Genomic DNA, 17,947 nt, shown 5'->3' on the forward strand with positions numbered 1-17,947 from the left:
CATCGCGCCGATCATGAAGTTGTCGTCGCCCAGGCGCGATCCACTCGACAACAACTTCATGGTCAACTAATCAAGGTGGTCAGCGGAGGTGGTGGAGGTCGGCGGCGGCCAGGGGGCGCGTGCCGGTGGGGGTGGTGAGGAGGAGTTGGCCGTCGGGGTCGACTCCGGTGGCGGTGCCGGTCAGGGTGGTGCCGTCGGGGAGCAGTGCCCGGACCTCGCGGCCGATGGTGCCGCACGCCGCCAGGTACGCCTCGCGCAGACCGCTGGCCGCCGCGTCGCCGCCGGCCGCGCGCCACCGGGCGTACCAGTCAGCGACCGAGCGGAGCAGGGCCCGCAGCAGCGGATCCCGGTCGGTGGCCGACGCGCCGGCCAGTCGCAGCGAGGTGGCCGGCAGACCGGTCGGATGTTCCGGCAGCTCGTCGGCGCGCAGCGTCACGTTCAGCCCGATACCGACAACGACCGCCGGCGGGTCGTTCAGCCCCGGCCCGGGCACCCCCTCGGCGAGAATCCCGGCGCACTTGGCACCCCCGATGAGCAGGTCGTTCGGCCACTTCAGGGTGGCGTCCAACTCGGCCAGCAGCGTCACCGCCTCGACCAGCGCCACACCGGCCAGCAGCGGCAGCCACCCGTACCCCGAAGGTGGCGCCGGCGACCAGCCTCGGGCCGGCACGGCCTCGCCGGGCCGGAGCAGCACGCTGGTGGCGATGCCGGCTTGCGGCGGCGACTGCCAGACCCGCCCGCGCCTGCCCCGGCCGGCGGTCTGCCGCTCGGCCACCACGACCAGGCCCTCCGGCTCCCCCGCCCGGGCCGCCTCGGCGACGTCGGCGTTCGTGGACCCGGTCTCCGTCCGCAGTTCCAGCCGGGACCACGGACCGTGCGGCGCGACCAGCGCCCGACGCAGCCGGGCCGCCGACAGCGGCGGACGATCCAGATCGGTATACGGAGAACCCGGCACGCCATCAGCCTACGGGTGGCCGGTGAGGCGAAGTGCACAGCGGCGGCGACCTGAACCATCGTTATATTCCCAGGGTGACTACCGAGACCGGGACCAACATCCACAGCACCGCGGGCAAGCTGGCGGACCTGGCACGACGGGTCGACGAGGCGGTGCACGCCGGGTCGGCCCGCGCCGTGGAGAAGCAGCACGCACGCGGCAAGAAGACCGCCCGGGAGCGCATCGAGATGCTGCTCGACGAGGGGTCGTTCGTCGAGTTGGACGAGTTCGCCCGGCACCGGTCCACCAACTTCGGGCTGGACCGGACCCGCCCGTACGGCGACGGTGTGATCACCGGCTACGGCACCGTCGACGGTCGGCAGGTCTGCGTGTTCGCCCAGGACTTCACGGTCTTCGGCGGCTCCCTCGGCGAGGTCTTCGGCGAGAAGATCGTCAAGGTGATGGACCTGGCCATGAAGATCGGCTGCCCGGTGGTCGGCATCAACGACTCCGGTGGCGCCCGGATCCAGGAGGGCGTGGCCTCGCTCGGCCTCTACGGCGAGATCTTCTTCCGCAACGTCCGCGCCAGCGGTGTCATCCCGCAGATCTCGCTCATCATGGGCCCGTGCGCCGGTGGCGCGGTCTACTCCCCCGCGGTCACCGACTTCACCGTGATGGTCGACCAGACCTCGCACATGTTCATCACCGGTCCGGACGTGATCAAGACTGTCACCGGCGAGGACGTCGGCATGGAGGAGCTGGGCGGCGCCCGCACCCACAACAGCCGCAGCGGCAACGCGCACTACCTCGCCACCGACGAGGCCGACGCGATCGACTACGTCAAGGCGCTGCTGTCCCACCTGCCCTCGAACAACCTGGACGAGCCGCCGGTCTTCGACGCGCCGGCCGACCTGGAGATCAGCGACGCGGACCGGGAACTGGACGCGCTGATCCCCGACTCGGCCAACCAGCCGTACGACATGCACCGGGTGATCGAACACGTGCTCGACGACGGGGAGTTCCTGGAGGTCCAGCCGCTCTACGCGCAGAACATGGTGGTCGGCTTCGGTCGGGTCGAGGGCCGGCCCGTCGGTGTGGTGGCCAACCAGCCGATGCACTTCGCCGGCACGCTTGACATCGCGGCCAGCGAGAAGGCGGCCCGCTTCGTCCGCACCTGCGACGCCTTCAACATCCCGGTACTCACCTTCGTCGACGTTCCCGGGTTCCTGCCCGGCACCGGACAGGAGTGGGACGGCATCATCCGCCGGGGCGCGAAGCTCATCTACGCGTACGCCGAGGCCACCGTGCCGAAGGTCACCGTCATCACCCGCAAGGCGTACGGCGGCGCGTACGACGTGATGGGCTCCAAGCACCTGGGGGCCGATCTCAACTTCGCCTGGCCCACCGCCCAGATCGCGGTGATGGGCGCGCAGGGGGCCGTGAACATCCTCTACCGGCAGGAACTGGCCGCCGCCGAGGACCCGGCCGCGGTCCGCGCCGAGCGGATCGCCGAGTACGAGGACACGCTGGCCAACCCGTACGTGGCCGCCGAGCGCGGGTACGTCGACGCGGTGATCCCGCCGCACGAGACCCGTACCCAGCTCGTCCGGGCGCTGCGGGTGCTGCGCACCAAGCGGGAGACGCTGCCGCCCAAGAAGCACGGCAACATCCCGCTGTAGCCGCCACGAGCGGACCCCTCCCGCCCTCGCCGGGAGGGGTCGGTCAGCACGGTGGGTTGGCAGCGACGCAGAGCCGGTCGGCTGCCACCGTGGCCAGCCGGCGCAGCTCTCGTTCCGTACCGTCCCGGCCCAGACCCATCACCGTGACCAGGTCGCCGACCCGCACCACGGCGGTCCTGTCGAGCTGGCCCGGCTTCCGGCTCTCGCCGGTTTCCAGATTCCGTATCTCCGTGACGCTGTGCTGGATCACCATCGACTGATCGCCGACGAAGTCGCGGGCGGTCACCTCCCACCGGTGGTCGGCCTCGGCCGCGACGACCTGTTCATCCCAGAGCATGTCCCCGCTGGACCGCCAGTTCGCACACGGGGCGAGCGACGCATCGATCCGAGCGAAGATGCGGTCGGCTACCTGCGGAGCGAGCCGGTAGACGGCCTGGCTGAACACCTCGTCGGCCGGGAGACGCTCGGCAGGCGCCCGCAGCAGCGTCTGCGAGCGCGAGTAACGCGACGTCTCCCAGTCGGCGCTGCGACCCTGGTCCTGGTGACAGGCGAGCAACACGTGATCGATCTGCACCGGTTCACCCAGGCCGGACTGGCCGAGCGGAGGGCCGGTCTCGACGGGAAGGTCGCCCGGTTGCACCATGGCGTCCCGGGGAATCTCGGCGGACGGGACCGACGTGGTCGGCGCGGCCAGCGGCGCCGCCGGTGGTGGTGCGGCGAGGTCCTTCGTGACGACGACGGAGGCGGCGGCCACCACCAGCACGGCGACAGCCGATCCCACCGCCGCACGCCTGCGGCGGCGGGTACCCCGCTCACGCAGTTCCGCCGGCTCAGCCCAGCGGACCTCCCGCAGGTCCTGGTGCATCCGCTCGAGAAACCTCATCTCGTCAGGCACCGTGAGCCTCTTCAAGATCAGAGACGGCGAGCAGCCCGGCGAGCGCGGCGCGCCCACGGGAAAGTCGTGCCTTGACCGTGCCGACCGGAGCCGCGGTCTGCCGCGCCACCTCCGCGACCGGCAGTCCGGCGAGGTAGTACAACGCGATCGCGACGCGTTGTTCCTCGGGGAGCTGGCGCAGGGCGGCGACCACCTCGACGGTGTCGGTGGTGGGTCCGGGCACGCTGTCTACCGCGCCGTGTCGCAGGTAGGCCCGGGCGCGGCTGCGCAGGCTGCGCCACCGGCTGACCGCGATCCGGGCCGCCACCACGCGTACCCACGCCTCCGGATCGTCGTAGGCTCCCACGGTGGACCAGCGCTGCCAGGCCCGGATGAACGCCTCCTGCACGGCGTCCTGCGCCTCGGTGCGGTCGCCGGTCAGCACGTAGACGTACCCGAGCAGCCGCTGCCGGCTGCCCCGGTAGAACTCGTCGAACCCCTCGACATCGGCCACCCGCACCTCCCCGTACCTGACAGAGCACACGCACCGGGGGGCGGTCCGGGTTGCCGACCGGGCGTCGAAATCAGGTGAGACCGGCCTCGGCGAGCAGCGGGCCGGCCAGCAGCAGGCCGCCGGCCGCCAGCACGGCGAGGTTGCCCAGGCCGAAGAGGACCACCCAGAAGAACGCCGGCAGCGGGGTGATCCCGGCCAGCTGGTCGGCGTCGGAGGCCGGCATGCCGCGTCGCGCACGCATCCGCTGCAACTCCACCACCGGCCGTACGCCACCGAGCAGCAGGAACCACACCCCGGTCCACGCGAAGGCGGCCTGGACCTGCGGGCTGGCGTACCAGGAGACGGCGAGCACGGCACCCCCGACGATCACCAGAGTCAGCGCGCCGTAGAGGTTGCGGATCATCACCAGCATGGCGAACAGCAGGATCACCGCGATCCACAGCAGCAGGGTGATCCGGTTGCCGGCGAGCAGCCACGCCCCACCCAGGCCCACCAGGGGCGGGGCCAGATAGCCGGCGAGCAGGGTGAGCACCATGCCCGGGCCGGTCGGGCGGCCGGCGGACAGCGTCAGACCGGAGGTGTCCGAGTGCAGCCGGATGCCCTGCAGCTTGCGTCCGGTGAGCACGGCGACCAGCGCGTGACCGCCCTCGTGGGCGATGGTGATCGCGTTACGGGCGATCCGCCACGGCAGCCGGGTGACCACGACGACCAGCGCGACCAGGCCGGTGAGCACCACGAGTAGCGGAGGCGGGTCGGGCTGCGCGCCGAAGAGGCGGTCCCAGAAGTCGGCCATGCCCTCGATCGACACCATGAGGCGGCAGCCTACCGCTCACGTTCCGCCGCCGGCGTCGCGCCGGGTGACCGTTGCGGTGTCGGTCCCGGGCCAACCGGTCGTATCGTGTGAGACTGACCGGGTGGCGATCGGATCGGGAGGTGAACGCCGGTGAGTGCGGCCCCCCTGGAACCCCACGTCGGCCTCTGGACGGAGGCCGAATACTTCGGCACGGGTGAGACGAATGCCCGGTTCGAGCTGCTCGACGGGAGCCTGATCGTGAGCCCTGCCCCGAGCAAGCGGCATCAACTGGTGTCTCGATGGCTGGCCAACAGCCTCGACGCGGCGGCTGCTCCGCTCGGCCTCACCGTTTTCGAGGCGGTCAATCTTCGGCTCGGGCCGAACCGGATCGCCATTCCGGACGTCGTGGTGGCCGATACCGACGACGAGGGCAGCGTGGTCGAAGCCGCCGAGGTGGCGCTCGTCTGCGAGATCGTGTCGCCGGGCAACGCCGCCGCTGACCGAGTGCTCAAGATGCAGCTCTACGCGATCGCCCGGATCCCCTGGTACCTGCTGGTCGAGCAGGACGGCGACACCCACGCGCTGCGGCTCTACCGCCTCGACGGCGGGCACTACGTCGAGGACCGGGTGGCCAAGGCCGGCGAGACGCTCACCCTCACCGACCCGTTCCGCTGGCAGGTGGATCCGGCCACGCTGCGTTGATCGCCAGGTGGGTTGCCACCACAACCAGCACATCGAAAGTTGTCTTGATCCCTCTTGCCCTGGCCGACGATCACCTTCAAAGATGTCTGTCTATCGACAGTCGTCTCAGGAGGACGCCATGGGTCGGACCAGATCGCTGCGTCGGCTGACCGCCGCCGCACTCGCCGTACTCGCCACCGCCGCCGCCGGGCTCGTCGCCACCGCGACCCCGGCCGCCGCCGCCACCGTGCCGGGCATCGACGTCTCGCGCTACCAGGGCACCATCAACTGGACGAGCGTCCGCAACTCCGGCATCCAGTTCGCCTTCATCAAGGCCACCGAGGGTACGAGCTACCGCGACCCGAACTTCAACACCAACTACGTGAACGCGTACTACGCGGGAGTGATCCGCGGCGCGTACCACTTCGCCCGGCCCAACATCTCCTCCGGCGCGGTCCAGGCGAACTTCCTGGCCTCCAACGGCGGTGCCTGGTCCGCGGACAGCCGCACCCTGCCGGCGGCGCTGGACCTGGAGGCGAACCCGTACAGCGGCGGCTACTGCTACGGCCTGAGCACCACCGGCATGCGTAACTGGGTGCAGGACTTCCTCAACACCTACCGGTCCCGCACCGGCCGGTACGCGGTCATCTACACCACCACCAGCTTCTGGAACCAGTGCACCGGTTCCTGGAGCGGGCCGTGGAACAACCACCCGCTGTGGGTGGCCCGCTGGTCGTCCTCGGTCGGGGCGCTGCCGGCCGGCGCGCCGTTCTGGAGCTTCTGGCAGTACACCGACTCCGGCAGCGTCCCCGGCATCAGCGGCGGCGTCGACCGCAACTACTGGAACGGCGACCGCAGCCGGCTGATCGCGCTGGCCAACAACACCTGACGTACGCCGCGACGGCGGGCCGACGTCCTTCGCTCGGAGCGGACGTCAGCCTGCCGTCGCGCCGCACCCGGACACTGTCGTCGCGCCGGGCGTCACGGGAAAATCTCAGGCCCGCCGCCGCGCGGTCATCGCGACCGGCACGCTCATCCCCGCGCCACGGGACACACTGCCCCGACGGGTGAGGTGCCAGCCGGCGAACGCGGCACCGGCGAGCGTCACCAGGCTCAGCATGGTCGCCAGCACCGCGACTCCGACGGTGGCGACCAGCAGTACGACGTTGCCCAGCACCACGGCCGTCCACAGTGCCAGCCGGGGCCGGGCGTCCCTTCCTCGGTAACCCATCTCGGGCCTCCCTTCCGTCGTCGGAGATCAGATACCCCGAACGACGAAGGGCCATGCCTGCCGATCAGTCCTGCCGGTCCGGCACGAACTCGCGGAAGATCATCTCGAAGTTCTCCAACTGCTCGTCCCAGTCGCGGTCCGCGACCTCCCACCGCAGCGCGAAGCCCCGGTTGCTGGCGGGGACGAAGGCCCGGTTGCGGACCCGGATCCGGGTGCCGTCGCGGGTTTCCCGCCAGTCCCAGTCGGCGCAGGTCCGCCACTTGCAGTCGAACGAGGAGATGTCGATGTACTCGTAGTTGCGGACCAGGTTCTTCCGGTTCGGCTCCTGCGACCGCCAGTCGGCTTCGGCGTCCCGCTTCGGCGTGTCGGTGCGGTCGATGAGCAGTTCCCGCACCCCGTCCGGCTCCTGGTAGATGACCGAAGTACCGCTGGTGCTGCGTCGCCAGCCGTCGGGTACCGGCACCTTGAAGCCCACCGGGTCGGTCCGCAGCGTCCACCCTTCCGGCAGGCCGTCGGCCGTCTCCGAGGCGCTGGGCGAGGCCGACGGGCTGGGCGACGCCGACGGGCTGGCCGGCGGGTCGCTCGGCGGCGGGGCGGCCGGTTCCGATCTGGTCGGGGCCGGCGCGCTGCTGGTGCCGTTCGCGGCCGGCGGAGTCCCACCGTCCTCGTCGCCACTGTTGAGCAGCGGCACCGCCACCACCACGCCGAGCAGCAGCAGCGCCACCACGGCACCGACGAGCACCGCACGCCGGGTCCGCTCCGAACGGAACTGCCCGGCCTTGAAGACGTTGCCGCGGGTCGGGGCCGGGCTGACCGGGGCCGCCGGCATGACCGAGGTCGGCTGCGGCGTGCGCCGGCTGCCGTCCCCTGCCGGCTGATCCACCCGGGTGCGACCGCCCACCGACCGGGCACCGCTCGCCTCGTCCGGCGTGCCGCTGGACCGAACCGCCGGTCCGGGCTGCGAACCGCGATCCGTGACCGCACCGCCCGTTCGGGCCTTGTCCGTCGCGGCCCCGCCGTGCGTACCGGTCGCCGTCCCGGATGCCGTGTCGCCCGCGGTCGCCGTACTTTCCGAAGCGTCGGCGTCCGACACGGCGTCGTCCGGGTGCGCCTCGCCGGCCGTCGCACCGTTGTTGGTCTCGTCCGACGTCGCGTCGGCCCCGGCACTCGTCGGATCCGCCGGGTCCGAGCCGGTCCGGTCGCCGGTGGCGGCGTCCGATCCGTCCTGCTCGCTGGGCGGCGCGGACTGCCCGTCGCCGGTGGCGTCTGCCGGGGCTCCGACCGTGCCAGCGGCGACCGGAGCGGTACCACCCGCCGGCCCGCCGGCAGCCGCGCCGGCGGTCGACGCGGTGCCGGCAGCGGCGGCCAGGGCGGTGTCCCGGTCGCCCGTCGTCGGGTCGGCAGCGGCGGTGCCGTCCGGACCGGCGACCCGTGTCGTCGGAGCGGCATCGGCCCGGCCGTCCGGCTGGTCGACCTTCGTCGTCGGGTCGAGCTGATCACCTGTCGGACGGTCCGCTGTGGAGCCGGCTGCCGCGGCACCACCGGCCAGTGGCCCTGAGGTGGGCGGCGTACGAGGTGCCGGCGGCGTGACCGGGGTGGACGGCCGCTCGCCGGAGGGGCGCGGTGCCGGCACCAGTGGCGGGCGTGGCTCGCGGGGTCCGTTCGGCCCGGGTCGGCGTACGCCGTCGAGCAGTGAGATGCCCCGGGCCCGACGCCCACCGGCCCGGCGCAGCATGCGCTCGGCCGACTCGGCGGTGATCCGCTCCTGTGGGTCCTTGCGCAGCAGCCCGGCCAGCACCTGCTTGAGCGGCCCGGCGTTGCGAGCCGGCGGCACCGGCTCGGTGGCCAGCGCGGCCAGGGTGCTGATCGCCGAGGGGCGCGCGAACGGAGACTTGCCCTCGACAGCGGCGTACAGGGTGGCACCGAGCGACCACAGGTCGGCCTCCGGGCCGAAGGTGCCGTCGCGGGCGCGCTCCGGCGCGATGTACGCGGGCGAGCCGAGCACCATGCCGGTCCGGGTGACGTTCGGGTCACCGGGGATCGTGGCCAGCCCGAAGTCGGTCAGCACCACCCGGCCGTCGGTGCCGAGCAACACGTTGCCGGGCTTGACGTCGCGGTGCATGATGCCGGCCTTGTGCGCGGCCTTCAGCGCGTTCAGCACGCCCAGACCGATCTCCACGGCCCGCGCCGGCGACACCGGGCCGTCCTCGGCGATGGTGTCCTGCAACGACTTGGACGCCACGTACTCCATGACGATCCACGGATCGCCGTCGGTGCGGAGCACATCGAAGATGCGTACCACGTTGATGTTGTTGAGCCGCGCGATGGCGCGCGCCTCGCGCAGCGACCGCTCGCGCATCTCGCGACGTTCGTCGCTGGTCAGGCCCGGCGGCGGAACCAACTCCTTGATGGCGACGTCGCGGTGCAGCACCTCGTCGCGCGCCTTCCATACCCGGCCCATGCCGCCCTGACCGAGCGGCGACAGCAGCCGGTACCGGTCGGCGACGAGTTGGGGGGCAGCTTCTGACATCGCTGAGACGGTACCCGGCAGCGCAGACGGTCACACCGCCGGCACGCCACTGTGCGACGAAGGCCGGCCTCTCCCCCGCGTACCCTGAGGTCATGTCCGTCGAAGAGCCGTTGTTCCGGGTGGTGCGCGGCGTGCCGACCGCCGAGGAACTGGCCGCCTTGGTGGGCGTGATCGCCGTCCGGTCGCGCCCAACGGCCCGGCCCGCGCCGGCCCCGGCGTCAGTCTGGGCGCGCAGCGGCCGTCCGACGGGTGCGGGGCTGACGCCCGGTGCCGGTAACTGGCGCACCGCCGGCCTGCCTCGCTGACCCCGTCTGGTTCCATGCGGCCCGGTCGGGCGCGGCCAGGGCTGCCGGAGGGGGCGTTCACCGTCTAACCTCACTCAGGGGAGCGAGCCCGTGACAGATTGGGAGGGCCGATGATCCCTGAGGAGGATCGACACGCGTCCTGGTTGGGCGGTTCCGGGGGCGTCGAGGCCGACATCCGGCAGCTACACGACTTCGCCGAGCAGCTCCGCGCCGAGGTGGAGAGCAGCTACGCACCGCACCTGCGGTACATCGCCGACGACATGCTCACCACCGTGCCCAACCCGGCCGACGCGTTCGTCGAGCTGGTGCACTTCATGCGCACCCACTGGGAGACGCAGCAGGCCACGACCAACGCGGTCTGGGGCGTCGGTGACGCCACCGGCCACCTCGCGGCGGCCGCGAAGCTCGTGGCCGAGCAGTACGCCGACACCGACGCCTTCGCCGCCGCCCGCGTCGCCGACGTCCGCCGAGCATTTGAGCAGCGACACGCCGCGCCACCCGTCAGCGAGACGCTCGGGCAGCCCGGCCCGCCGCCACCAACGGCCGTGGCCTCGCCACCGCTCGTCGACCCGACCGGCACCGACAACACCGGCCCGGTGGTGGTGCCATGAGGGAACCGGGCGTCGGCCGCAGCGGCCTGACCGAGTGGCATCTGATGAACGTGGCCGACATGTGGGCCTGCCTCCAGGGCCACCACACCGACAACCACTGGCGTCACGTCGCCGGCTGGCGAAAGATCGCCGAGCTGGCCGGCCAGCATCTCGGCCGGCTGAGGACCTACCGCGAACGCCTGGCCCAGGCATGGCCACCCGAGACCAACGCGGCCTCCCACGCCTACCTGGCCAAACTCGACGAGCTGATCGACCAGGTGCAGCGCACCCACGACGCCGCCGCCACCAACCAGACGGCGCTGTCCGCCGCGACCCTGGCCCTCAGCAGCAGCCGAGACAAAATCGAGAAAATCCACCAGGAGTACGCCGACAAACTGCAACAGAAGCGCTCCTGGGAACAAACCGCCGCCGATCCTAAAGCTGCCGCTGCCAGCCGAGCCATTCAGTCACCGGTCACCGACTCGGACCTGGAGCAGTTGAACACCCAGGCCCGCAACATCATGTACGGCCTCAGCACCGAACTCCACCAAGCCCAAACCCAACTCCGCCACCCCCCACCCACCGCGCGGCCCGTCGTTCAGGCAAATGATCCTGACGTGTATGCGACGAGCATTCATGTCCCCGTCATTCCTCGGATTGCTCCAATACCGGCATCCACGACAGCCCCGCATGCTACACGTTCGATTCGTTCGCCATCTGATGAAACTAAAGTCCGCCGAACCATAGGACCCATCTTGGGTTCGGCAATCCCGGGTTCAACGGCCGAATCCAGTAGCTTGCCAATCAGCAGTTCGGCCGCCACGCCGTCTAGTCACTCAACCACCACCGCTAATATTCCGGCGTCACCGTTGAGCCGCAGTCCATTTACGACACCCGAAAACGGCCGAAGCAATCAGAGCCATTCGGACCGGCGATCCTCAATGACTGAGGGCCCCAAATCAGGGCGCCCAATACCAACCGGCGGCCTAATAGGCGAATCACCCGCTACGAGGGCTGGCTATCCAACACCGAGCGATACCTCCCCCGCCCGAATTAATCCTTTTGGTGGGTTAATTGGTGGCGGGGCAGCGGGAACGGCCCCCGCTGGAGGAGCGGGTTCAAGACCAGGAGGAGCTAGAGGCCTGGGGGTAGGGGGAACGTTTTTTCCTCCACCCAACGGCAGCCCACCCGGAGCCCTAAACGTGACAGGAAGGGGCGAATGGCCAGGACCATCAACACGCTCAGACCTCGGCTCGACGAGTAGGCGGAGATGGGACGCAGATGACCCGTGGGCTACCCCCAAGGGGGTTGCACCAGTAGTTATGCCGCCAGACGACACCGGGCCAATCGATCCCGGACCAGCCATCGGTTTAGACAGGTGACCAACCATACTCCCTTCTACGCGGCTTTACCTCTCTTCGCGACCATTGTGATACTACAGGCATTTAGCTCACCAACTGCTGAGCCCCGAGAAGAACCTGCAGAAGCTGGCGTCGCCCGCATCCGCAGCGATCAGTGGCACCTTCGATTCCTCGAGATCGATGCGGTACACAAGCTCAACAAGGGCAGGGGTTCCGTCGTCGCTGTGCCTGACACGGGAGTTTCTACCCACCCAGATCTGCACAACAACGTACTCTCCGGCACCGATGTAATCGATGGCGGGGAAGGTGACGGCAGACAAGATCGAAACAGCCATGGAACAGCAATGGCCGGACTGATTGCGGCTCACGGCCGAGGTCCTAACGCAGGCGCTCTCGGCGTTGCTCCCGAAGCCAAGATCCTGCCGATATTCAGTACACCAGCCGACGGGGAAGGCCATCCCGACGCACTTGCTGCGGCTATCGATCTCGCAGTTGCCAAAGGGGCCGATGTCATCAGCATCTCCAGTGTAGGCGGCTCCAGCCCCGAGCTAATTCGCGCACTAGGAAATGCCATTGCGGCAGATATCGTAGTAGTCGCGGGTGCAGGAAATCAGCCCACCAATTTAGGGGTGGGCTATCCGGCGTCGCATCCTGGCGTCATTGCCGTCGGCGGAATTGGCCGAGACGGCGATTACCATCCCATATCAGTCACAGGACCGGAAATAACCATAGTGGCGCCTGCTGTCGACTTGTACAGCACAAGCTATGGCGGCCATTACTCGAAGGGTACGGGGACTTCTGGGGCGGCGGCGATTGTGGCGGGGGCGGCAGCTTTGGTTAGGGCTAAGTATCCGTATCTGCCGGCTGATGAGGTGGCGCATCGGCTGACTGCGACTGCGATCGACAAGGGGCCGCCGGGGAGGGACGACCAGTACGGCTATGGAGTCATCGATCTGGTGGCGGCGCTGACGGCAGACGTACCGCCGAGGGGTTTCGGGTCGGCGCCGGCGGACGCGCCGGACACAGCCGGTCCTAGCACAGCGGCGGCTGATGGGCCGCCGGCTGACGAGGGGCGGGCGGCGACTGTCCGCGGTCTGGTCACGCTGGGGGTGCTGGTGGCGGCGGGCGGCGCTTGGGCGCTGGTGGCCCGGCACCGACGCCGCTCCGATGATCCGCCACCTCGGATCACTCGCTGACGCATCGGAATCGCGTTTCCCCGGGCCGTGGGCGCGCGGGGAAGGGCCCAGGCCTGCGGCCGGCGGTGCGCGGTGAGGCGTACGCGGGCAGGCGGTAACGTCGGCGGGGTGTCTGATGCCCTGCCGCTTCGCCTTGTGCTCGCGTCGGCGAGCCCAGCCCGTCGCAAGTCCCTCCAGGCTGCCGGCATCGAGCCGGACGTGCTGGTCAGTGGAGTCGACGAATCGCTCGTGGTGACCGAACGGGCGGAGGATCTCTGCCTCGAGTTGGCCCGGCTCAAGGCGCAGGCCGTGCTGGGTCGGCTGCGTCCCACCGACGACGAGCGAACCCTTGTGCTCGGCTGTGACTCGGTGCTCGCCTTCGACGGGGAGATCTTCGGCAAGCCCGACGACGAGGCCGACGCGACCCGGCGGTGGGAGCGAATGCGTGGGCGTAGCGGGGTGCTGCACAGCGGGCACTGTCTCGTCGACATCGCGGCCGGGCGACGCGCGGAGGCGGTGGCCTCCACCGTGGTGCATTTCGCCGACATCAGCGACCACGAGATCGCCACGTACGTCGCGACCGGCGAGCCGCTGGCGGTGGCCGGTGCGTTCACGATCGACGGATTGGGCGGGCCGTTCGTGGAGCGGATCGACGGGGACCCGGGGACGGTCGTCGGGCTGTCCCTGCCGTTGCTGCGGAGGCTGCTCGCCGAGTTGGATCTGCGGATCACCGATCTGTGGACGAAGGTCGCGCCTGGTAACCAGATCGTCGAACCGCTCGGTTAGGTTCCGAGCATGACGCTGAAGTCGATTCCACTCACCGACGACCTGCACCGGTACCTCGTGGCGCACGGTGCCCCGCCGGACGAGGTCATCAGCGACCTGGCTCGGGAAACGCTGGCGCTGCTTCCCGAGCACGCGTCGATGCAGGTGGCGCCGGAACAGGCCGCCTTCCTGACGTTCCTGACCCGGCTGATCGGTGCCCGGCAGGCGGTGGAGGTGGGCACCTTCACCGGGCTGTCGTCGCTGGCGATCGCCCGTGGGCTGGCCGAGGGTGGGCGGTTGACCTGCTTCGACATCTCGGAGGAGTACACGAGCGTGGCCCGCCGGTACTGGGCGCGGGCCGGTGTCGACGACCGGATCGACCTGCGGATCGGACCGGCCGGTGACACGCTGCGCGAACTGCCGCACGAGCGGTACCTGGATTTCGCCTTCATCGACGCCGACAAGACCGGCTACCCGGTCTACTGGGCCGAGTTGGTGCCTCGGATGCGGCCGGGCGGGGTGATCGCCGTGGACAACGTGTTGCGTAACGGTCGGGTGGTGGCACCGCAGAGCGCCGACGACCGGGCGATCGCTGCCTTCAACGAGGACGTGCTGGCCGACGTTCGGGTGGATGCGGTGATGCTGCCTATCGCCGACGGCCTGACCCTCGCCCACGTGCACTGACACCCCGCGCGCAGGCGTCGATCCACTCCGGTTGCGGCATGTCGCGGTATCCAGCCGACGGGAAACCGCGACATGCCGCAACTCGGGCCGCCGCCCTCCAGCCCGGGCCGGGCGCCCCTCCAGCCCGGGCCGGGCTGGAGGGCGGGGCTCGTCAGCGGACGCTGCGGGCGAACTGGCGGGCGGCCCAGTAGACACCGGCTGCGGCGAGCACCGCGATGATGCTCAACCCCTGCCAGACCCGGTCGTCGCCGATGTCGCCGTTGAACAGGGCGCGGGTGCCGTCGACCGCCCAGGAGAACGGGTTCCACTTGGCGACGCCCTGCAGCCAGCCCGGGGCGAAGGCGAGCGGCAGCAGGATGCCGGAGAGCAGCAGCACCGGCTGGGCCACGGTGTTCATCAGCGGCGCCAGGGCGTCCTCGCTCTTCACCTTCAGCGCGACGCCGTAGGAGACCGCCGAGGTCATCAGCGCGATCAGGGCGAGCATCAGGTACGCCAGCAGCAGGTCACCGATGAACACCCGCAGGTCGAACAGGAGCGCGAGCAGCGTGATGATGACGGCCTGGGTCATCAGCGACACCACGTCGCGCAGCGACCGGCCGAGCAGCAGGGCGAGCCGGCTGACCGGGGTGACCCGGGAACGTTCGATGACCCCGGCCCGTAGTTCGGCGATGAGGCCGAAGCCCTGGAAGAGGCCACCGAAGATGGCCAGCAGGACCAGCAGACCAGGCACGAAGATCTTGTACGCCTCGGCCTGGGTCGGCGCGCCCAGCGCCGGCTTGAGCAGCGGGGCGAACAGCAGCAGGTACATCACCGGTTGGAAGACGCCGACGAAGACCCACACGGGGTTGCGCAGCAGCAGGTGCAGTTGCCGTTGAAAGATCAGCCAGGTGTCGCGAGCGAGCTTCATGAGATCTCCGGGTCGGGTCAGGACTCGCGCAGCGAGCGGCCGGTCTTGGTGAGGAAGACGTCGTCGAGGCTCGGGCGGTGCAGCTCGATCGATCTGAGGTCGAGCCCGGCCGCGTCGATCCGGCGCAGGATCCGCGGGATGGCGGTGGCGCCCTCGTCGACGAAGAGCCGCAACCCGCCCTCGTCGAGCCGTTCCAGCCGGTTCACGTACTCCTCGCCGTCGAGCAGTTTCTCGGCCTCGCCGGTGGCGGTGACGTCCAGGCCGACCTGGACCACGTCGCCGGAGATCTCCCGCTTGAGGTCGGCCGGCGTGCCCTCGGCGACCACCTCGCCGTGATCCATGATCGCGATGCGGTCGCAGAGCGCGTCGGCCTCGTCGAGGTAGTGGGTGGTGATGAAGACCGTCATGCCGTCGGCGCGCAACCGGCGGATCTCGTCCCACATGTGCGCGCGGCTCTGCGGATCGAGCCCGGTGGTCGGCTCGTCCAGGAAGACGATCTTCGGCTCGTGGATGATGCCGAGCGCGATCTCGACGCGGCGTCGCTGGCCACCGGAGTACGTCTTGCACTTCCGGTCGGCGAACTCGACAAGTTGGAACGCCTCCAGCGCCCGGGCCGCCCGCCGTTGCGCCTCAGTCTTGCGGATGCCGTACATCCGGGCCTGGAGCACCAGTTCCTCGCGGCCGGTGGATTCGTCCCAGGTGCTGCCGCCCTGGGCCACGTAGCCGATCCGGCGACGCACCTCACCCGGGTCCTTGAGCAGGTCGGCACCGGCGATGGTGGCCTGACCCCCGTCCGGCTCGATCAGGGTCGCCAGCATCCGCAGCGTGGTGGTCTTGCCGGCACCGTTCGGGCCCAGGAACCCGAAGATCTCACCGGCCGGGACGTCGAGGTCGACGCCGCGTACCGCCTCGACGGTTTTCGTCTCCCGACCGGCCCGGCTGCGGAACGACTTCCGCAGCCCTCTGGTCTCGATCATGTCCTGCTCCCCGCTCGTGGCCGCTGTCGGCCATCATCGTCACCGGCACTCGACCACATCGGTACGACACCACGCCGCTCAATTACCTCGCCCGGACAGTGCGCCATCCCACACTGAGCGATCGTTAGGGCCATCGGGGTGCCCGATAAACTCCCGGTCAGTAACCCGCCGGGAGGAGCCACCAGGTGCGCAAGGTACTCATCGCCAACCGAGGCGAGATCGCCGTCCGGGTCATCCGCGCCTGCCGGGACGCGGGCCTGGGCAGCGTCGCGGTGTACGCCGACTCGGACCGGGACGCCCTGCACGCCACGCTCGCCGACGAAGCGTACGCCCTGGGTGGCGACACCGCCGCGGACTCCTACCTGCGCATCGACAAGCTGGTCGACGTTGCCCGACGTTCCGGCGCGGACGCGGTGCATCCCGGGTACGGCTTCCTCTCCGAGAACGCCGATTTCGCCCAGGCGGTCATCGACGCCGGCCTGACCTGGATCGGTCCGACCCCGCAGGCGATCCGCGACCTGGGCGACAAGGTGACCGCCCGGCACATCGCCCAGCGGGCCGGCGCCCCACTGGTCCCCGGCACCGCGGACCCGGTCGGCGGCCCCGACGAGGTGCTGGCCTTCGCCGTCGACCACGGCCTGCCGGTGGCGATCAAGGCGGCCTTCGGCGGCGGTGGGCGCGGGCTGAAGGTGGCCCGCACGATGGAGGAGATCCCGCAGCTGTTCGAGTCGGCCACCCGGGAGGCGGTCGCCGCGTTCGGGCGGGGCGAGTGCTTCGTCGAGCGGTACCTCGACCAGCCCCGCCACGTGGAGGCGCAGGTCCTCGCCGACCAGCACGGCAACGTGATCGTGGTGGGCACCCGGGACTGCTCGTTGCAGCGCCGCCACCAGAAGCTGGTCGAGGAGGCGCCGGCGCCGTTCCTCACCGCCGCGCAGCGGGCCCAGATCCACGACAGTGCCAGGGCGATCTGCCGGGAGGCCGGCTACCACGGTGCCGGCACAGTCGAGTACCTGGTCGGCAACGACGGCACCATCTCCTTCCTCGAGGTCAACACCCGACTCCAGGTGGAACACCCGGTCACCGAGGAGACCGCGGGCATCGACCTGGTCCGCGAGCAGTTCCGCATCGCCGACGGCGAGAAGCTGCGGTTCACCGAGGACCCGACCCCGCGCGGGCACTCCATCGAGTTCCGGATCAACGGCGAGGACCCGGGCCGCAACTTCCTGCCCGCCCCCGGCACGGTCACCGCGCTGCGGCTGCCCACCGGCCCCGGGGTACGGGTGGACGCCGGCATCTCGGCCGGCGACGTGATCGGCGGCAACTTCGACTCGCTGCTCGCCAAGGTCATCATCACCGGTGAGACCCGGACCGAGGCGTTGGAGCGGGCCCGCCGTGCGCTGGACGAGATGGTGGTCGACGGGATGGCCACGGCGCTGCCGTTCCACCGTCTGGTGGTGCGCGACCCGGCGTTCACCGCCGAGCCGTTCACCGTGCACACCCGGTGGATCGAGACGGAGTTCGACAACACCGTGCCGCCGTTCACCGCCGCCGCCGGAGCCGTCGCCGGCCCGGCGGAGCGCGAGACCGTCGTGGTCGAGGTGGGCGGCAAGCGGTTGGAGGTGAGCCTTCCCGCCGGTCTCGGCGCCGGTACGGCCGGTGCCGCCGCGCCGGCCGCGCGGAAGCCCGCCCGCCGGGGTGGTGGGACAACGGCGGGCGCGGCGGCGAGCGGTGACTCGCTCACCTCGCCCATGCAGGGCACCATCGTCAAGATCGCGGTCGCCGACGGCGACACGGTTGCCGAGGGTGACCTCATCGTGGTGCTGGAGGCGATGAAGATGGAGCAACCCCTGCACGCCCACAAGGCCGGTACGGTCAGTGCCCTGTCGGCCGAGGTCGGCGCGGTGATCACCGCGGGCGCGGCGATCTGCACCATCGCCTGAGGTGTGA

General features: G+C 70.3%; 16 protein-coding genes and 1 pseudogene. 9 read left to right on the plus strand and 8 right to left on the minus strand.

Going from position 1 to position 17,947, the window contains the following annotated elements; genetic code table 11:
• Window positions 1–79: 79 nt before the first annotated feature.
• Window positions 80–955, minus strand: coding sequence for a biotin--[acetyl-CoA-carboxylase] ligase (locus tag O7605_RS15430; RefSeq protein ID WP_269739835.1), 876 nt, complete (start codon window positions 953–955; stop codon window positions 80–82).
• Window positions 956–1,029: 74 nt separating this feature from the next.
• Here O7605_RS15430 and O7605_RS15435 point away from each other — a divergent pair, with 74 nt between their 5' ends.
• Entirely contained in the window at window positions 1,030–2,613 is a 1,584-nt protein-coding gene (locus O7605_RS15435) for an acyl-CoA carboxylase subunit beta (protein WP_269739836.1), read from the plus strand.
• 43 nt (window positions 2,614–2,656) lie between these two features.
• Here the strand turns inward: O7605_RS15435 and O7605_RS15440 are convergent, their stop codons facing one another.
• The 3 genes from O7605_RS15440 to O7605_RS15450 form a co-directional block, all read right to left on the minus strand.
• Window positions 2,657–3,496, minus strand: a complete 840-nt coding sequence (locus O7605_RS15440; protein ID WP_269739837.1) for a hypothetical protein — start codon at window positions 3,494–3,496, stop codon at window positions 2,657–2,659.
• A gap of 4 nt (window positions 3,497–3,500) precedes the next feature.
• Window positions 3,501–4,001, minus strand: coding sequence for an RNA polymerase sigma factor (locus O7605_RS15445; RefSeq protein ID WP_269739838.1), 501 nt, complete (start codon window positions 3,999–4,001; stop codon window positions 3,501–3,503).
• 70 nt (window positions 4,002–4,071) lie between these two features.
• Window positions 4,072–4,812 carry a M50 family metallopeptidase gene (locus tag O7605_RS15450; protein WP_269739839.1) on the minus strand — a complete coding sequence of 247 codons (741 nt, stop codon included), beginning with the start codon at window positions 4,810–4,812 and terminating at the stop codon, window positions 4,072–4,074.
• Window positions 4,813–4,944: 132 nt separating this feature from the next.
• Between O7605_RS15450 and O7605_RS15455 the strand changes: the two genes are divergently transcribed.
• Together O7605_RS15455 and O7605_RS15460 are read left to right on the plus strand one after the other, a co-directional pair.
• Entirely contained in the window at window positions 4,945–5,496 is a 552-nt protein-coding gene (locus O7605_RS15455; protein ID WP_269739840.1) for a Uma2 family endonuclease, read from the plus strand.
• 118 nt (window positions 5,497–5,614) lie between these two features.
• Complete coding sequence (locus O7605_RS15460) at window positions 5,615–6,364, plus strand: GH25 family lysozyme (RefSeq protein WP_204004703.1); 750 nt, start codon at window positions 5,615–5,617, stop codon at window positions 6,362–6,364.
• 105 nt (window positions 6,365–6,469) lie between these two features.
• On the opposite strand, the gene O7605_RS15465 is transcribed toward O7605_RS15460, so the two are convergent.
• The gene (locus O7605_RS15465) at window positions 6,470–6,706 is read right to left on the minus strand and encodes a hypothetical protein (protein ID WP_164446131.1); all 237 of its coding nucleotides are present in this window, start codon (window positions 6,704–6,706) and stop codon (window positions 6,470–6,472) included.
• 1,102 nt (window positions 6,707–7,808) lie between these two features.
• A pseudogene (locus O7605_RS15470) lies at window positions 7,809–9,236 on the minus strand (serine/threonine-protein kinase); the annotation flags it as partial.
• 92 nt (window positions 9,237–9,328) lie between these two features.
• Here O7605_RS15470 and O7605_RS15475 point away from each other — a divergent pair.
• The 5 genes from O7605_RS15475 (at window position 9,329) to O7605_RS15495 (ending at window position 14,116) form a co-directional block, all read left to right on the plus strand.
• On the plus strand, window positions 9,329–9,541 hold the full coding sequence (locus O7605_RS15475) for an acyl-CoA carboxylase subunit epsilon (RefSeq protein ID WP_269739841.1): 213 nt from the start codon (window positions 9,329–9,331) through the stop codon (window positions 9,539–9,541).
• Between the two features lie 110 nt (window positions 9,542–9,651).
• Window positions 9,652–10,152, plus strand: a complete 501-nt coding sequence (locus O7605_RS15480) for a hypothetical protein (protein WP_269739842.1) — start codon at window positions 9,652–9,654, stop codon at window positions 10,150–10,152.
• Between the two features lie 1,357 nt (window positions 10,153–11,509).
• The gene (locus tag O7605_RS15485; protein WP_269739843.1) at window positions 11,510–12,688 is read left to right on the plus strand and encodes a S8 family serine peptidase; all 1,179 of its coding nucleotides are present in this window, start codon (window positions 11,510–11,512) and stop codon (window positions 12,686–12,688) included.
• 108 nt (window positions 12,689–12,796) lie between these two features.
• Window positions 12,797–13,453, plus strand: coding sequence for a Maf family protein (locus tag O7605_RS15490; RefSeq protein ID WP_269739844.1), 657 nt, complete (start codon window positions 12,797–12,799; stop codon window positions 13,451–13,453).
• 9 nt (window positions 13,454–13,462) lie between these two features.
• Complete coding sequence (locus O7605_RS15495; protein ID WP_269739845.1) at window positions 13,463–14,116, plus strand: O-methyltransferase; 654 nt, start codon at window positions 13,463–13,465, stop codon at window positions 14,114–14,116.
• A gap of 151 nt (window positions 14,117–14,267) precedes the next feature.
• Here O7605_RS15495 and O7605_RS15500 read toward each other — a convergent pair whose 3' ends face one another.
• On the minus strand, window positions 14,268–15,023 hold the full coding sequence (locus O7605_RS15500; protein WP_269739846.1) for an ABC transporter permease: 756 nt from the start codon (window positions 15,021–15,023) through the stop codon (window positions 14,268–14,270).
• 17 nt (window positions 15,024–15,040) lie between these two features.
• Window positions 15,041–16,000 carry an ATP-binding cassette domain-containing protein gene (locus O7605_RS15505; protein WP_269739847.1) on the minus strand — a complete coding sequence of 320 codons (960 nt, stop codon included), beginning with the start codon at window positions 15,998–16,000 and terminating at the stop codon, window positions 15,041–15,043.
• Window positions 16,001–16,185: 185 nt separating this feature from the next.
• Here O7605_RS15505 and O7605_RS15510 point away from each other — a divergent pair, with 185 nt between their 5' ends.
• Complete coding sequence (locus O7605_RS15510) at window positions 16,186–17,940, plus strand: acetyl/propionyl/methylcrotonyl-CoA carboxylase subunit alpha (protein WP_269739848.1); 1,755 nt, start codon at window positions 16,186–16,188, stop codon at window positions 17,938–17,940.
• The last annotated feature ends 7 nt before the right edge of the window (window positions 17,941–17,947 follow it).

Source organism: Verrucosispora sp. WMMA2121 (assembly GCF_027460185.1).
GTDB classification, from domain to species: Bacteria; Actinomycetota; Actinomycetes; order Mycobacteriales; family Micromonosporaceae; genus Micromonospora; species Micromonospora palythoicola.

Excerpts from the sequence above, each read along its gene's own strand:
- O7605_RS15440 (WP_269739837.1), bottom strand. The coding sequence starts at position 3,496 with ATGAGGTTTCTCGAGCGGATGCACCAGGACCTGCGGGAGGTCCGCTGG.
- O7605_RS15450 (WP_269739839.1), bottom strand. The coding sequence starts at position 4,812 with ATGGTGTCGATCGAGGGCATGGCCGACTTCTGGGACCGCCTCTTCGGC.
- O7605_RS15460 (WP_204004703.1), top strand. The coding sequence starts at position 5,615 with ATGGGTCGGACCAGATCGCTGCGTCGGCTGACCGCCGCCGCACTCGCC.
- O7605_RS15465 (WP_164446131.1), bottom strand. The coding sequence starts at position 6,706 with ATGGGTTACCGAGGAAGGGACGCCCGGCCCCGGCTGGCACTGTGGACG.
- O7605_RS15475 (WP_269739841.1), top strand. The coding sequence starts at position 9,329 with ATGTCCGTCGAAGAGCCGTTGTTCCGGGTGGTGCGCGGCGTGCCGACC.
- O7605_RS15480 (WP_269739842.1), top strand. The coding sequence starts at position 9,652 with ATGATCCCTGAGGAGGATCGACACGCGTCCTGGTTGGGCGGTTCCGGG.
- O7605_RS15495 (WP_269739845.1), top strand. The coding sequence starts at position 13,463 with ATGACGCTGAAGTCGATTCCACTCACCGACGACCTGCACCGGTACCTC.
- O7605_RS15500 (WP_269739846.1), bottom strand. The coding sequence starts at position 15,023 with ATGAAGCTCGCTCGCGACACCTGGCTGATCTTTCAACGGCAACTGCAC.
- O7605_RS15505 (WP_269739847.1), bottom strand. The coding sequence starts at position 16,000 with ATGATCGAGACCAGAGGGCTGCGGAAGTCGTTCCGCAGCCGGGCCGGT.